The following is a 14,726-nucleotide window of genomic DNA, read 5'->3' as shown; positions in this document are numbered from 1 at the left end:
TAAAAATATTTTAGGCGAGTTTAACGAAGGGCGAAGAGTTGAGGAGGCGCTTATCCGTCGTGGGTTGTTTTTGCAACTCCACTCGGATATGCTAATTGTTATGTTATAACAATTCACTTCGGTAAGGGTAAATATGCAGGTCCTCAATTCATTGCGCAGTGCTAAAAAACGTCATAAAGATTGCCAGATCGTTAAACGCAAAGGTCGGCTGTATGTGATATGCAAATCCAATCCGCGGTTCAAAGCCGTGCAGGGACGTAAGAAGAAACGGTAGACCAGGATAGCAGGCTTGCCGCTTACAGCGAGGCTATAGGCGGCAGGCCGGGACAGGCTTCAGGCAGATACGCGGGAAAGGGTAAAGACGTCGTAGAAAGAGAGTTCGCCTTTAGTGGCGATCATTTTTTGCAGTTTCTCTTTTTGTTGTGACTCAACCTGGGGGGAGTGCAGGATGCTCTCGATCAGCTGGTTGGGCACATAGCGCGTGTTGTACCACTCACCGTTGTAGCAGACGCGAAAATCGAGCACATCAATATCTTCGTAGCGGTAGCGCGGATTAACGTCAAAAAAGAAGAAGGCGTTAAAGACGACGAATAATACCACCAGTAGCCAGACGGAACCGATCAGCGTCTCCGATTGCAGCATCACCACCAGCGTTGCCAGCCAGGCGGCGTACATGGCGATAAACAGACCCGGGTGTTTGCGAATAAAGCTGATGCTAAAGCGCGGTCTGTTGTCACGCTTTTCTCGAACATTGAGGTCATCAATGGTTTCGGTAAGCAGGCGTTGTATCTCGGTCATCTTCTGCCCTTTCTCAAATCACTTAAAACGGGGATCTGTATATTTTAAGTGACCACAATGTTTGTGGATAGTAACAGTTAGGCTAAGAAAAAACATAACAGTTGCCAGAAAAGGGCGGGTCAGATAAAGCGGTCAGTCTGTTCAGTACGAGGCAGCGTCTCCGTTGGGCGATAACGGTCGCCCATACGGGTGAGGAACTCATGCTGGTGGTAGAAAGCAGTGTTTAAACGTCTAATGCAGTGTGATGCTCTTCGGCGTGTGAATCACCCAATCAGCGTACAAACTTCCACACGGCTGTCGGAATTTTATCATACAGCTTATTCATAGTGAGTTCAGCCAGACGATGATCGGCTGCAGAATAGAATACTGCTAACTCATTATCAGAAAGCTCGTATTTATTTTTCTCAATCACACGTTCAAGGGTGTCAATTGACTGACAGCGTCGCAAACGCATCAAATAATCTGTCTTGGTTAAGGGTTTATCAGACATAAAGTCACCTAATTGTTTGTAATAATTTTAACTGGCGAAGCTAACGGGTTAGCCTTGCTTGCATTGACAAAACAACGAAAAAGCCGATTGCCCGATTTACGCCATTTTTGCAAATCCTGTGCATTAATGCCGTAGCTACTGAATAACATAAAAGTGTCATCCAGGTATTCGTCAATTTGCTCAATCAACTTATTATCTTCGTTATACTTAATTTTATAATTAAGCGCGAAGGTTGCTATATGCTCAATCAACTCGTTTAACTGCAAATTAATGGCAGAAGTAGGGTCATTGACCCAGCCATGGTTGCTTTCATCGAGATTGGAAAGGCAGTCATGGTACAGGGATTCACAAAGGAATTTCAACTGTGCAATATCTTGCCTTTTAGGCGAGTATTCGTCCATAGCGCATCCCCTTTTTGAGTGATTTTTTACTCACCGAACATCGTTGTCGGGAAGGGTACAACTGACTTAGCGTCAACGACTACTGTATGCGTCTTACCATTAACTATAATCTACTCTGATTAGGATTTCACCGAGCTATTACGAAAAATTACAATTACGCCGGAGGGTAAAGGTTTAGGCAGACACTCTGTTATATATTGTTTTTCCAGTTGCCCCCCGGGTTCTTATCTCCCGACTCGATGTTAAGACCATTTCAAAAGCGCTATTACGCGCCATCGTAAACAAAAAACACCAGGAATACTCTTAATAACTAAGAAGCAACGCAAGAAAGTGAGAATTTGTGTAAGAGGATTAGGTTAAATATGAAAAGTGGTTTAAAGGTGACATAAAATATATAAATCGCCAATAAGCTTATTTTATGATTTTCAATTGCCAAAAAAAAGGCCGCATTAGCGGCCTTTTTAACTGTTAACAGCACATTCCGGGTGGTCTTACACCGAATGTTTGTGTTCGACGTCTTCAGATTTACGGCTGAAACGACGACGTACTACCACAAAGAAGACCGGAACAAAGAAGATGGCCAGTACGGTTGCGGTGACCATCCCGCCCATTACGCCAGTACCTACGGCGTTCTGCGAACCGGAACCTGCACCCGAGCTGATTACCAGCGGCATAACCCCGAGGATAAATGCCAGGGAGGTCATCAGAATCGGACGCAGACGCATACGCACCGCTTCCAGCGTGGCTTCGATAAGCCCTTTGCCCTCTTTATCCATCAGATCCTTGGCGAATTCCACGATAAGTATCGCGTTCTTCGCCGACAAGCCAATGGTTGTCAGCAGGCCCACCTGGAAGTACACGTCGTTACCCAGCCCACGGAACGTGGCCGCCAACAGGGCACCAATAACCCCCAGTGGCACAACCAGCATAACCGAGAACGGAATCGACCAGCTTTCATACAGCGCTGCCAGACACAGGAATACCACAATCAGCGAGATGGCATACAGGGCAGGAGCCTGGTTGCCGGACAGGCGTTCCTGATAGGACATGCCCGTCCAGTCGTAGCCGATGCCTGCTGGCAGTTTTTGCGCCAGCTCTTCCATCAGGTTCATGGCCTCACCGGTACTTCTACCCGGTGCCGCCTGACCCAGGATCTCCATTGATGGCAGACCGTTGTAACGTTCCAGACGCGGCGAGCCGTATTCCCAGCGTGAAGTGGAGAAGGCGGCGAATGGCACCATCTGTCCGTCACTGCCGCGAACGTACCAGTTGTTGATATCGTTCGGCAACATACGGTACTGCGCTTCAGACATCACGTACACTTTCTTCACACGACCGCGGTCGATGAAGTCGTTGACGTAGCTACCGCCCCAGGCCGCGCCCAGTGTGGTATTGATGTCACTGATAGAAACGCCCAGCGCCTGTGCTTTTTCCTGATCGATATCCACTTTGAACTGCGGCGTATCTTCCAGACCGTTCGGACGTACGCCTACCAGTAGCTCAGGATGCTTGGCAACTTCACCAAACAACTGGTTACGCGCCTGAGTCAGTTTTTCATGGCCCAGACCGCCCTGGTCGATAAGCTGGAAGTCAAAGCCGGTTGCCGTACCCAGCTCGACGATCGCAGGCAGGTTAAAGGCAAAGACCATCGCATCTTTAATCTGCGAGAAGGTGCCCATCGCGCGGCCAGTAATGGCTTCAACCTTGTTCTCTTCGCCCGGACGTTCAGCCCAGTCTTTCAGAGAAACGAAGGCAATACCGGTGTTCTGGCCACGACCCGCAAAGCCGAAGCCGTTAACCGCAAACACCGATTCAACGTTGGCTTTCTCTTTGGTGAGGTAGTAATTCGTCACCTCATCCAGCACTTTCTGGGTACGTTCCTGAGATGCACCCGCTGGCAGCTGGGCCATGGTCAGGAAGACGCCCTGGTCTTCGTCCGGCAGGAAGGAGCTTGGCAGACGAACGAACAGGTACGCCATACCCACCACGATGATGATATAGAGCAGCAGATAACGACCGGTGCTGCGCAGGATATTGCCTACGCTGTCGGTGTAGTGGTGCGTACTCTTATCGAACATCCGGTTAAACCAGCCGAAGAAGCCTTTTTTGTTCTCGCCGTGATCGCCTTTGGCCACTGGTTTCAGCATGGTGGCGCACAGTGCAGGGGTCAGGATCAACGCAACCAGTACCGACAGGGCCATTGCCGAGACGATAGTGATCGAGAACTGACGATAAATCGCACCGGTAGAACCCCCGAAGAAGGCCATCGGGATAAATACCGCCGACAACACCATGGCGATACCGACCAGCGCGCCCTGGATCTGACCCATCGATTTACGGGTAGCTTCCTTCGGCGGCAGTCCCTCTTCGGACATGACACGCTCGACGTTTTCTACCACCACGATGGCGTCATCCACGAGCAGGCCTATCGCCAGCACCATCCCGAACATCGTCAGGGTGTTTATCGAGAAGCCAAAGGCCGAGAGGATCGCGAACGTTCCCAACAGAACGACCGGCACGGCGATGGTTGGAATCAGCGTCGCACGGAAGTTTTGCAGGAACAGGTACATCACGATGAACACCAGGATAATCGCTTCGACCAGCGTTTTGATTACCTCGTGAATGGAGATTTTCACGAATGGCGTGGTGTCATACGGGTAAACGATTTTCAGGCCTGATGGGAAGAAAGGTTCCATTTTCTTCAGTTCGGCACGGATCGCGGTAGCGGTATCCAGGGCGTTAGCGCCAGTTGCCAGCTTAATCCCCAGACCGGATGCCGGCTGGCCGTTAAACTTGGCGATAACGTCATAGTTTTCACCGCCCAGCTCTACCTTCGCCACATCACGCAGGCGAACCTGGGAACCGTCCGGGTTCACTTTCAGCAGAATTTTACTGAATTCATCTGCCGAGGTCAGACGGGTCTGCGCGATGATTGAGGCGTTCAGTTGCTGGCCTTTCACCGGCGGCGTGCCGCCTAACTGACCGGCTGCCACCTGGGCGTTCTGCGCTTTAATCGCGGTGATCACGTCAACTGGCGTCAACTGGAAGTTGTTCAGTTTGTTCGGATCCATCCAGATACGCATCGCGTACTGAGAACCGAACAGCTGCACGTCACCCACGCCTGAAGTACGGCTGATGGCGTCCTTCATGTTGGCGCCCACGTAGTCGGAAATATCCTCCTGCGTCATGGTGCCATTGGTGTTGATAACGCCGACAACCATCAGGAAGCTGCTGGAGGATTTCTCCACGCTCACACCCTGCTGTTGTACTTCTTGCGGCAGTAACGGCATCGCCAGCTGCAGTTTGTTCTGCACCTGAACCTGAGCGATGTCCGCATCCGTACCGGATTCGAAGGTCAGCGTGATCTGCACTGTACCGGTGGAGTCACTGTTGGAGGACATGTACATCAGGTTATCGATACCGTTCATGTTCTGTTCGATAACCTGAGTTACGGTATCCTGCACCGTTTTGGCATCAGCCCCTGGGTAGGTTGCGGCGATTGAAATTGCTGGCGGCGCAATAGTTGGATATTGCGCGACAGGCAGCTTCAGGATCGCAAGTCCCCCGGCTAGCATGATGATTATGGCGATCACCCATGCAAAAATGGGGCGATCGATAAAGAAATTAGGCATGTCTTAACGGCTCCTGTTTAAGTTAAGACTTAGGTTGTTCTGACTGGCCGCCTGCGGAGGCTTGTTGTTGATTGTCAGACGTGACCTCTTGCGCTTTAACCTGGGCGCCCGGGCGAACTTTTTGTAAACCGGTAATGATGACGCGATCGCCATCTTTCAGACCTTCGGTAACCAGCCATTTGTCGCCAATTGCCTGGGTTGCGGTGATCTGGCGGACTTCAACTTTGTCTTCAGCGCCAATGACCATTGCACTGGCATCGCCGCGCGGCGTACGGGTCACACCCTGCTGTGGAACCAGCAGTGCGGTTGGGTTAGTCCCTTCTTCCAGGCTTGCGCGAACAAACATACCTGGTAACAGCGTATGGTTCGGGTTCGGGAAGATGGCGCGCAGGGTGATAGAACCGGTGGTCTGATCGACCGTCACGTCAGAAAACTCGAGGCTGCCGGCCTGTGGGAACTTAATGCCGTCGTTAGTGACCAGCTCCACTTTCGCTTTGCCATTTTCCTGCTTCAGGGTGCCGTTCTCCAGCTCCTGTTTCAGACGCAGGAAATCATTGCTCGACTGGGTGACATCGACATAGATCGGGTCAAGCTGCTGCACAGTGGCCAGTGCGGTAGTCTGGCCATTCTGCACCAGGGCACCTTCGGTCACTGCCGATTTACCAATGCGGCCGCTGATAGGCGACGTCACTTTGGTATAAGCCAGGTTAATACGTGCGGTTTCAACGGCGGCTTTCGCAGCGGTAACGGCAGCGTTTGCCTGCTGAGCATCGGCCTGGGCGCTATCAAATTCCTGTTGGCTGATGTACTGAGTGCCGATCAGTTTCTGATAACGGCTGACGGTCAGCTGGGCAATTTTTGCTGCAGCCTGGGCTTTAGCCAGATCGCCTTTTGCACTTTCATAATTAGCCTGATAGGTAGCGGGATCAATCTGATACAGAGATTCACCGGCTTTAACATCGCCGCCTTCCGTAAAATTACGTTTCAGGATGATGCCACTCACCTGTGGACGCACTTCAGCAATGCGGTAAGCGCTGGTTCGGCCGGGTAATTCTGTTTTTATCTGGAGAGGTTCGGATTTGAGCGTCACGACGCCAACTTCTGGCACCTGCTGAGCCCCTTGTTGAGCCTGTTTTTCGTCACATCCTGTAAGCGCTAAGCTGCCTGAGAGCATCAGAACGATCGCCAGAGGCGTTAACCCTCTGTTTTTGTTCATATGTAAACCTCGAGTTTCCGATTTCAAATTGATCAATGGATCACGCGTCCACAAACCCATTGCTGCGTTTATATTATCGTCGTGCTATGGTACATACATTCATAAATGTATGTAAATCTGACTCCTGTAAATTCACCTGGGTATGGCACGAAAAACCAAACAACAAGCACTTGCGACACGCCAGCACATCCTTGATGTAGCTTTGCGCTTGTTTTCGCAACAGGGTGTTTCTTCCACTTCGCTGGCACAGATTGCTCAGGCGGCGGGGGTAACCCGTGGAGCGATTTACTGGCATTTCAAAAATAAGTCAGATTTATTTGGTGAAATTTGGGAGCTTTCAGAATCCAATATTGGGGATCTCGAGACTGAGTATCAGGCAAAATTCCCCGACGATCCACTCTCAGTTTTAAGAGAGATTCTGGTCTATATCCTTGAGGCGACAGTTATAGAAGAACGCCGCCGCCTGATGATGGAGATCATCTTCCACAAATGCGAGTTTGTCGGGGAAATGGCGGTAGTGCAACAGGCACAGCGCAGTCTTTGTCTGGAGAGTTACGATCGTATTGAACAGAGCCTATTGCATTGTATTAAAGCCCGCATGTTACCTGCCAATTTATTAACCCGCCGCGCCGCCATCCTGATGCGCAGCTATATTTCCGGCCTGATGGAAAACTGGCTTTTTGCTCCCCAGTCTTTTGATCTGCAACGTGAAGCCCGTGATTATGTGGAAATCCTGCTGGAGATGTACCAGTTCTGCCCCACGCTGCACGCGCAGCCAGACTCGCTCCATGCCTGATCCCAGGAATTGTCCGGGAGCCACGCGTTGATGCTATTTTGCACCCGATTGCCGTGATATTCTTCACGCCGGTCTTTTTTGTTATTCATCACACGAATTACACATAACTATGTTGCACTACACACGCAAACAGCATCCCATCTTTGCTTTTATTCTGGTTTTATTTCTCTCGTTGATGGCTTCACCGGCTGCGTTTGCGCGTGCCGATAATAGCAGCGACATGCCTACCCGGGCAGATGTGCAGAGCCAGCTTGATGCCCTGAGCAAACAGAAAGAGCTTACTCCGCAGGACAAGCTGGTCCAGCAGGATCTGACGGAAACCCTGGAGACCCTCGACAAGCTCGAGCGGGTCAAAGCAGAAACTACGCAGTTACGCCAGAAGGTAGCGCAAGCGCCTGAGATGATGCGTAAGGCGACCGAGAGCCTTAACGCGCTGAGTGATGTCGATAACGATGCGGAAACCCGCAAAACGCTGGCGACCTTGTCGCTGCGTCAGCTGGAACTGCGCGTGGCGCAACTGCTCGACGATTTACAAACCGCACAAAACGATCTCGCCACTTACAATAGCCAACTGGTTTCCCTGCAAACCCAGCCGGAGCGCGTGCAGAATGCGATGTATTCGGCATCTCAGCAGTTGCAGCAGATTCGCAATCGCCTGAACGGCACTTCTGCGGGCGAAGCGGCGTTACGCCCCACGCAGCAAACCTTGCTCCTGACGCAGCAGCAGCTGCTCAATGCCCAGATCGAACAGCAGCGTAAGAGTCTGGAAGGCAACACCGTGCTGCAGGATACCCTGCAAAAACAGCGCGACTATGTTACCGCCAACATTAACCGTCTGGAGCATCAGCTACAGCTGTTGCAGGAAGCGGTCAACAGCAAGCGACTCACCCTGACGGAGAAAACCGCGCAGGAAGCCGTTAACCCGGACGAAACCGCGCGTATCCAGGAAAACCCGCTGGTGAAACAAGAGCTGGATGCCAACCATCAGCTCAGCCAGCGTTTGATCACGGCCACTGAAAACGGCAACTCGCTGGTTCAGCGGAACATCAAAGTCAAAAACTGGCTGGATCGCGCCCTGCAGTCTGAGCGCAACATTAAAGAGCAGATCGCCGTCCTGAAAGGCAGCCTGCTGCTGTCGCGTATCCTCTATCAGCAGCAGCAGACTTTACCCTCCGCCGATGAACTGGAGGACATGACCAACCGCATTGCGGATTTGCGTCTCGAACAGTTCGAGGTCAACCAGCAGCGCGATGCGCTGTTCCAGAGCGATGCCTTCGTCGCCAAAGTGGAAGAGGGGCACAGCAGCGACGTCAACGCTGAAGTCCACGATGCGCTGCTGCAGGTGGTAGACATGCGCCGCGAGCTGCTCGATCAGCTGAATAAACAGCTGGGTAATCAGCTGATGATGGCCATTAACCTGCAGATCAACCAGCAGCAGCTGGTGAGCGTATCCAAAAGCCTGCAGGAGATCCTCACCCAGCAGATCTTCTGGGTAAACAGCAACAAACCGATGGACTGGGAGTGGATCAAATCCTTCCCGGGGATGCTGAAAGACCAGATCAAAGGAATGAAAATCACCGTTAACTGGGAAAAAGCCGGTCCGGCGGTGGCCTTTGCCTTCCTGGCGGGTCTGCCGCTGTTGCTGATTGCCGGGTTGATCCGCTGGCGTCTCGGCTGGCTGAAAAAGTACCAGGCGAAACTGGCGAATGAAGTAGGGCAATTGCGTAATGACAGCCAGCTTCATACCCCGAAAGCCATTCTTATCGATCTGATCCGCGCTCTGCCGGTCTGCCTGTTAATTCTGGCGGCGGGGCTGATCCTGCTCACCATGCAGCTTAATATCAGCGATCTGCTGTGGGCCTTCAGTAAAAAACTGGCGCTGTTCTGGCTGGTGTTTGGCCTGTGCTGGAAAGTGCTGGAAAAAGACGGCGTGGCGGTGAATCACTTTAATATGCCTGCTCAGCTCACCAGCCACTGGCGACGCCAGATCGTGCGGGTGAGCCTCGCGCTGTTGCCACTGCACTTCTGGTCGGTGGTGGCGGAACTCTCTCCGCTGCATCTGATGGATGACGTGCTGGGGCAGTTCGTTATTCTGCTTAACCTGCTGGTGATCGCCATCCTTATGTGGCCGATGTGCCGCGACAGCTGGCGCGATAAAGAGTCCCATTCCATTCGCCTGGCGACGGTCACCGTGCTGTCCATTATCCCGGTGGCGCTGATGGTGCTCACGGCTACCGGTTATTTCTATACCACCCTGCGTCTGTCGGGCCGCTGGATTGAAACCGTCTATCTGGTGATCCTCTGGAACCTGTTGTATCAGACCGTCCTGCGCGGGTTGAGCGTTGCCGCCCGTCGTATCGCCTATCGCCGCGCCCTGGCGCGCCGGCAGAATATGGTGAAAGAGGGAGCCGAAGGCGCGGAGCCGCAGGAGGAGCCGACCATCGCCCTCGAGCAGGTCAACCAGCAGACGTTGCGCATTACCATGCTGGTGATGATCGCTCTGTTCGGCGTGATGTTCTGGGCCATCTGGTCTGATTTAATTACCGTCTTTGCCTATCTCGACAGCATCACCCTGTGGCACTACAGCGGCACTGAAGCTGGTGCGGCAGTGGTGAAAAACGTCACCATGGGCAGCCTGCTGTTTGCATTGGTTTCGGCGGTAGTGGCCTGGGCCTTGATCCGCAACCTGCCAGGCCTGCTGGAAGTGCTGGTACTCTCGCGCCTGAATATGCGCCAGGGGGCCTCCTACGCCATTACCACCATTCTGAACTATGTGATTCTGGTGGCGGGCGCGATGACCGTCTTCGGTTCGCTCGGGGTCTCGTGGGACAAACTGCAGTGGCTGGCGGCGGCTCTGTCGGTAGGTCTTGGGTTCGGTTTACAGGAGATCTTTGGTAACTTCGTTTCAGGTCTGATTATCCTGTTCGAGCGCCCGGTGCGCATCGGCGATACGGTGACCATCGGCACCTTCTCGGGAACGGTCAGCAAGATCCGTATTCGTGCCACCACTATTACGGATTTCGATCGTAAAGAGGTGATTATCCCGAACAAAGCCTTCGTGACCGAGCGGTTGATCAACTGGTCGCTCTCCGACACCATCACCCGCGTGGTGATCAGTCTGGGCGTGGCTTACGGTTCCGATCTGGATACGGTGAAAAAAGTGCTGCTGAAAGCGGCGATGGATCACCCGAAAGTGATGCACGATCCTGAGCCGGCCGTGTTCTTCACCACCTTCGGCCCGAGTACGCTGAATCATGAACTGCGTCTGTACGTGCGTGAACTGCGTGACCGCAGCTACACCGTGGATGAACTGAACCGCACCATTGAGCGTCTGTGCCGTGAGAACAACATCAACATCGCGTTCAACCAGCTTGAAGTGCATCTGCGCAATGAGAAGGGCGACGAGCACACAGAAGTGAAACGTGAAGTGAAGGGGGATGACCCAACACCGGCATGATTTTCTTAAGGGGAGGGCGGATCAGGTTCCCTCTCCCTTTGGAATAAGGTTAGGGTGAGGGGGAAGCGGCGTCGATTTTCCCCTCAAAATCCCGCTTCACAATCTCCAGCGCCTTCAGCACCGTCTCGGCCGGGATGTCATGATTTTCCAGCAACATGATCAGATCAACCGCCAGCTTTATTTCATCGGGGGCGTTTTCCAGTGACACACACTACTCCTGTTAACGGGTCAGACGCGCAATCACGCGTTCAATATCATCCAGTGCTTTGTGACAGCGTTCAAGCCGCCCCTCCAGCGCAGTAATTTCGCGCATCAGCATCTGCTGCTCTTCCAGCGTTTCGGCCTGGTTCAGCCGCGCCTCGCGTTCAGACTTCATTTCACACAGCCGCCGCTCAAACTCCTGATGCTCCAGCCGCTTGCGCTGCCATTTTGTCGCACCGGCAGAAGCACTGTCCCAGACCCGTAAAGGCCAGGCGGCAATCTCCCTGTGCAGGGCGGCGATCTGCTCCGCCAGATGGGTAGCCAGCCAGTTGACCTGCTCCGTTTGCGCCTTCTCTACCGCATGACCCAATTCATCAAGATTGGCCTGAGCTTCATCAAGATAATCTTTCATCACTGTGCTGCGGGTACGAAACAGCTGCCGGTCAAAGCGCGGTTTTAGCGTAGCGTGCTGCATCAGGGGGGCGGCCTGCGTACGCAGGGACGTCAGCTGATTTTGCAGCGTCTGTAAAAGCAAGGCTGTTTTCAATCCGCTCTCCAGTGGTACAGTAGCCGTTCAGTTTGATAACGAATCGCATTATGCAGCGTACTATTTTAATCATCATTGGCTGGCTAGCGGTAGTGCTCGGCACGCTGGGCGTCGTTTTACCCATTCTGCCAACCACCCCCTTTATATTACTGGCCGCCTGGTGCTTCGCCCGTTCTTCTCCGCGTTTCCACCAATGGCTGCTGTACCGCTCATGGTTTGGCGGCTATCTGCGCCACTGGCAACAGTACCGCGCCATGCCGCCCGGCGCGAAGCCGCGGGCCATTGCGGTGATCCTCGTCACCTTCGCCATTTCATTATGGATGGTAAAAATTATGTGGGTGCGGATCCTGCTGTTGGCTATCCTCGCGTGCCTGCTAATTTTCATGTGGCGGATGCCCGTAGTTGATGGAAAGCAACAAAAGCAATAATCCTCAGACTGGCTGTTGCAATTCTTGTGCGCAGCCAGTAAATTCGACCGTTTTCGAGCACGGGCAGGCTTGGTCAAAGGTTAAGCAATTGTTATTTTGACCGACCATCTCTCCGCTCCGTGAGTAACACCGTTTTCATCAGGCATCCATTTATGACCGCAACTGCGCAGCAGCTTGAATACCTTAAAAACAGCATCAAAAGTATCCAGGACTATCCAAAACCTGGCATTCTTTTCCGTGATGTCACCAGCTTGCTGGAAGACCCGAAAGCGTACGCCCTCAGCATTGAATTGCTGGTCGAGCGTTACAAAAACGCCGGGATCACCAAAGTTGTCGGCACCGAAGCCCGCGGTTTCCTGTTTGGCGCCCCGGTTGCGCTGGCAATGGGCGTTGGTTTTGTGCCGGTGCGTAAGCCGCGCAAACTGCCACGCGAAACCATCGCTGAAAGCTACGAGCTTGAGTACGGTACCGACCAGCTTGAGATCCATGTTGATGCGATCAAGCCTGGCGACAAAGTGCTGGTGGTTGACGATCTGCTGGCAACCGGTGGCACCATTGAGGCGACCGTGAAGCTGATCCGTCGTCTGGGTGGCGAAGTGACCGATGCGGCCTTCATCATCAACCTGTTCGATCTGGGTGGCGAACAGCGCCTGGAAAAACAGGGCATCACCAGCTACAGCCTCGTGCCTTTCCCGGGACATTAATCCTCCCGCCCGCAACCTCGCCCAACGGGTGAGGTTGTGTTAGCATTACCCCCTGATTATCCACCTTCCAGCGTTGCAGAGCCTGCCCATGAGTTATCAGGTGTTAGCCCGTAAATGGCGACCCCAAACCTTTGCTGACGTTGTCGGCCAGGAACATGTGCTGACCGCCCTGGCGAACGGCTTATCGCTAGGACGTATCCATCACGCCTATCTTTTTTCCGGCACCCGCGGCGTCGGTAAAACATCTATTGCCCGTTTACTGGCGAAAGGCCTCAACTGCGAAAGCGGGATCACCGCCACGCCGTGCGGCGTCTGCGACAACTGCCGTGAAATCGAGCAGGGGCGCTTTGTCGATCTGATTGAGATCGATGCCGCCTCGCGCACGAAAGTTGAAGATACCCGCGATCTGCTGGATAACGTCCAGTACGCCCCGGCGCGCGGCCGCTTCAAGGTCTATCTGATCGATGAAGTGCACATGCTGTCGCGCCACAGCTTTAACGCCCTGCTGAAGACGCTGGAAGAGCCGCCTGCACACGTCAAGTTCCTGCTGGCGACCACCGATCCGCAAAAGCTGCCGGTGACCATCTTATCCCGCTGCCTGCAGTTCCATCTGAAGGCGCTGGACGTCGGGCAGATCCGCGATCAGCTTGAACATATTCTGAATGAAGAGCAGGTGACGCACGAACCGCGTGCCCTGCAGCTGCTGGCGCGTGCCGCTGACGGCAGCCTGCGCGATGCGCTCAGCCTCACCGATCAGGCCATTGCCAGCGGTGATGGGCAGCTGACGACGCTTGCGGTCAGCACCATGCTCGGCACTTTGGACGACGATCAGGCCCTGTCGCTGATTGAGGCGGTGGTCGAGGCCAACGGCGAGCAAGTGATGGCGTTAGTCAACGCCTCGGCGGCGCGCGGCATCGAGTGGGAAGCCCTGCTGGTTGAGATGCTTAGCCTGCTGCACCGCATTGCGATGATACAGCTCTCCCCGGCTGCGCTGGGGCCGGACATGGCCGCGATTGAGCAGCGCATGCGCGAACTGGCGCGTACTATCCCGCCAACCGACGTGCAGCTCTACTATCAAACCCTGTTAATTGGTCGCAAAGAGCTGCCTTTTGCACCGGATCGCCGCATGGGCGTGGAAATGACCCTGCTGCGCGCGCTGGCGTTCCATCCGCGAATGCCGCTGCCGGAACCCGAGGTGCCGCAACCCTCTTTCGCACCGGTCGCCCCCACGGCAGTGATGACGCCGCCGCAGGTTCCCGTGCAGCAAAGTGCGCCGCCACTGCCGCGCCACGATGTGCCGCTGTCGGATGCCACCAGTTCGGTACTCGCCGCCCGCAATCAGTTGCAACGCGCGCAGGGAGTAACCAAGCCAAAAAAGAGTGAACCGGCAGCGCCTGCAAGAGCGCGGCCGGTAAATAACGCCGCGCTTGAACGTCTGGCCTCGGTCTCGGAGCGCGTGCAGTCGCGTTCTACCTCGGTCACGTCTGAGTCACAGGCTCCGGCAAAGAAAGAGGCCTATCGCTGGAAAGCAACCACTGTCACCGAAGAGGTGAAGGTGGAAGTCGCCACGCCGAAAGCGCTGAAAAAAGCGCTGGAGCACGAGAAAACCCCGGAACTGGCCGCTAAGCTTGCCGGGGAGTCGTTGGAGCGTGATGCCTGGGCGGCTGAGGTCAGTCAGTTAAAACTGCCCAAGCTGGTGGAGCAGGTTGCCCTGAATGCCTGGCGTGAACAGGACGGCAACCGGATCTGCCTGCATCTGCGTTCAGGCCAGCGCCATCTGAACTCAGCAAGTGCCCAACAGGTCCTGACTGAGGCGCTCTCCACATTACAGGGTGCGCCTGTTGAATTGACCATCATTGAAGATGATAATCCGGCGGTGCGAACGCCGCTGGAGTGGCGTCAGGCCATCTATGAAGAGAAACTCGCGCAGGCGCGTGAGTCGATTATCGCGGATAATAACATTCAGACCCTGCAACGTTACTTTGATGCAGAACTGGATGAAGAAAGTATTCGACCCATTTGATCGTGAGTCTGACTTACGGTTGTTATCTTTAAC

Annotated in this window: 13 protein-coding genes and 1 other annotated feature; of the genes, 6 read left to right on the top strand and 7 right to left on the bottom strand. The window is 53.9% G+C overall.

Going from position 1 to position 14,726, the window contains the following annotated elements; all coding sequences use genetic code 11:
• Positions 1–133: 133 nt before the first annotated feature.
• Entirely contained in the window at positions 134–274 is a 141-nt protein-coding gene (ykgO, locus tag ACF8PE_RS05535; RefSeq protein WP_032616862.1) for a type B 50S ribosomal protein L36, read from the top strand.
• 59 nt (positions 275–333) lie between these two features.
• Here ykgO and ACF8PE_RS05530 read toward each other — a convergent pair whose 3' ends face one another.
• The 5 genes from ACF8PE_RS05530 to acrA all read right to left on the bottom strand — a co-directional run bounded on the left by ACF8PE_RS05530 (position 334) and on the right by acrA (position 6,537).
• Complete coding sequence (locus ACF8PE_RS05530; RefSeq protein WP_032616863.1) at positions 334–798, bottom strand: YlaC family protein; 465 nt, start codon at positions 796–798, stop codon at positions 334–336.
• A 271-nt stretch (positions 799–1,069) separates the two neighbouring features.
• Positions 1,070–1,288: an HHA domain-containing protein gene (locus ACF8PE_RS05525; RefSeq protein ID WP_032616864.1), complete on the bottom strand. Its 219-nt coding sequence runs from the start codon at positions 1,286–1,288 to the stop codon at positions 1,070–1,072.
• Positions 1,289–1,296: 8 nt separating this feature from the next.
• Positions 1,297–1,689: an Hha toxicity modulator TomB gene (gene tomB / locus ACF8PE_RS05520; protein ID WP_032616865.1), complete on the bottom strand. Its 393-nt coding sequence runs from the start codon at positions 1,687–1,689 to the stop codon at positions 1,297–1,299.
• A gap of 491 nt (positions 1,690–2,180) precedes the next feature.
• Positions 2,181–5,321 (bottom strand): multidrug efflux RND transporter permease subunit AcrB, encoded by a 3,141-nt coding sequence (gene acrB / locus ACF8PE_RS05515; protein ID WP_059308599.1) that lies wholly within the window; start codon positions 5,319–5,321, stop codon positions 2,181–2,183.
• 22 nt (positions 5,322–5,343) lie between these two features.
• Positions 5,344–6,537, bottom strand: a complete 1,194-nt coding sequence (gene acrA / locus ACF8PE_RS05510) for a multidrug efflux RND transporter periplasmic adaptor subunit AcrA (RefSeq protein ID WP_032616867.1) — start codon at positions 6,535–6,537, stop codon at positions 5,344–5,346.
• A 142-nt stretch (positions 6,538–6,679) separates the two neighbouring features.
• Here acrA and acrR point away from each other — a divergent pair, with 142 nt between their 5' ends.
• Together acrR and mscK are read left to right on the top strand one after the other, a co-directional pair.
• Positions 6,680–7,333 carry a multidrug efflux transporter transcriptional repressor AcrR gene (acrR, locus tag ACF8PE_RS05505; RefSeq protein ID WP_392494670.1) on the top strand — a complete coding sequence of 218 codons (654 nt, stop codon included), beginning with the start codon at positions 6,680–6,682 and terminating at the stop codon, positions 7,331–7,333.
• A 109-nt stretch (positions 7,334–7,442) separates the two neighbouring features.
• Positions 7,443–10,790: a mechanosensitive channel MscK gene (mscK, locus tag ACF8PE_RS05500; RefSeq protein ID WP_163603722.1), complete on the top strand. Its 3,348-nt coding sequence runs from the start codon at positions 7,443–7,445 to the stop codon at positions 10,788–10,790.
• Between the two features lie 49 nt (positions 10,791–10,839).
• Here mscK and rsmS read toward each other — a convergent pair whose 3' ends face one another.
• Both rsmS and priC read right to left on the bottom strand, forming a co-directional pair.
• Positions 10,840–10,998 (bottom strand): pleiotropic regulatory protein RsmS, encoded by a 159-nt coding sequence (gene rsmS, locus ACF8PE_RS05495; protein WP_032616870.1) that lies wholly within the window; start codon positions 10,996–10,998, stop codon positions 10,840–10,842.
• Between the two features lie 12 nt (positions 10,999–11,010).
• Positions 11,011–11,538, bottom strand: a complete 528-nt coding sequence (priC, locus tag ACF8PE_RS05490; RefSeq protein ID WP_117385929.1) for a primosomal replication protein N'' — start codon at positions 11,536–11,538, stop codon at positions 11,011–11,013.
• A 50-nt stretch (positions 11,539–11,588) separates the two neighbouring features.
• Between priC and ACF8PE_RS05485 the strand changes: the two genes are divergently transcribed.
• The 3 genes from ACF8PE_RS05485 (at position 11,589) to dnaX (ending at position 14,693) form a co-directional block, all read left to right on the top strand.
• Positions 11,589–11,966 carry a DUF454 family protein gene (locus ACF8PE_RS05485; RefSeq protein WP_032616872.1) on the top strand — a complete coding sequence of 126 codons (378 nt, stop codon included), beginning with the start codon at positions 11,589–11,591 and terminating at the stop codon, positions 11,964–11,966.
• A 152-nt stretch (positions 11,967–12,118) separates the two neighbouring features.
• A complete protein-coding gene (apt, locus tag ACF8PE_RS05480) occupies positions 12,119–12,670 on the top strand; it encodes an adenine phosphoribosyltransferase (protein WP_000127359.1) in 552 nt (183 codons plus the stop codon).
• Positions 12,671–12,758: 88 nt separating this feature from the next.
• Positions 12,759–14,693: a DNA polymerase III subunit gamma/tau gene (gene dnaX, locus ACF8PE_RS05475; protein WP_032616873.1), complete on the top strand. Its 1,935-nt coding sequence runs from the start codon at positions 12,759–12,761 to the stop codon at positions 14,691–14,693.
• Positions 14,023–14,087 (top strand) — a sequence feature (DnaX frameshifting element). (Overlaps the previous gene by 65 nt.)
• Positions 14,694–14,726: the final 33 nt, after the last annotated feature.

Source organism: Leclercia sp. GLN_9 (assembly GCF_043105735.1).
Lineage (GTDB): Bacteria > Pseudomonadota > Gammaproteobacteria > Enterobacterales > Enterobacteriaceae > Enterobacter > Enterobacter adecarboxylatus.
Note: the sequence above shows the minus strand (reverse complement) of the source record. Positions and strands in the feature narration are given on the sequence as shown.

Excerpts from the sequence above, each read along its gene's own strand:
- ykgO (WP_032616862.1), top strand. The coding sequence starts at position 134 with ATGCAGGTCCTCAATTCATTGCGCAGTGCTAAAAAACGTCATAAAGAT.
- mscK (WP_163603722.1), top strand. The coding sequence starts at position 7,443 with ATGTTGCACTACACACGCAAACAGCATCCCATCTTTGCTTTTATTCTG.
- apt (WP_000127359.1), top strand. The coding sequence starts at position 12,119 with ATGACCGCAACTGCGCAGCAGCTTGAATACCTTAAAAACAGCATCAAA.
- ACF8PE_RS05530 (WP_032616863.1), bottom strand. The coding sequence starts at position 798 with ATGACCGAGATACAACGCCTGCTTACCGAAACCATTGATGACCTCAAT.
- ACF8PE_RS05485 (WP_032616872.1), top strand. The coding sequence starts at position 11,589 with ATGCAGCGTACTATTTTAATCATCATTGGCTGGCTAGCGGTAGTGCTC.
- ACF8PE_RS05525 (WP_032616864.1), bottom strand. The coding sequence starts at position 1,288 with ATGTCTGATAAACCCTTAACCAAGACAGATTATTTGATGCGTTTGCGA.
- tomB (WP_032616865.1), bottom strand. The coding sequence starts at position 1,689 with ATGGACGAATACTCGCCTAAAAGGCAAGATATTGCACAGTTGAAATTC.
- acrB (WP_059308599.1), bottom strand. The coding sequence starts at position 5,321 with ATGCCTAATTTCTTTATCGATCGCCCCATTTTTGCATGGGTGATCGCC.
- acrR (WP_392494670.1), top strand. The coding sequence starts at position 6,680 with ATGGCACGAAAAACCAAACAACAAGCACTTGCGACACGCCAGCACATC.
- acrA (WP_032616867.1), bottom strand. The coding sequence starts at position 6,537 with ATGAACAAAAACAGAGGGTTAACGCCTCTGGCGATCGTTCTGATGCTC.
- dnaX (WP_032616873.1), top strand. The coding sequence starts at position 12,759 with ATGAGTTATCAGGTGTTAGCCCGTAAATGGCGACCCCAAACCTTTGCT.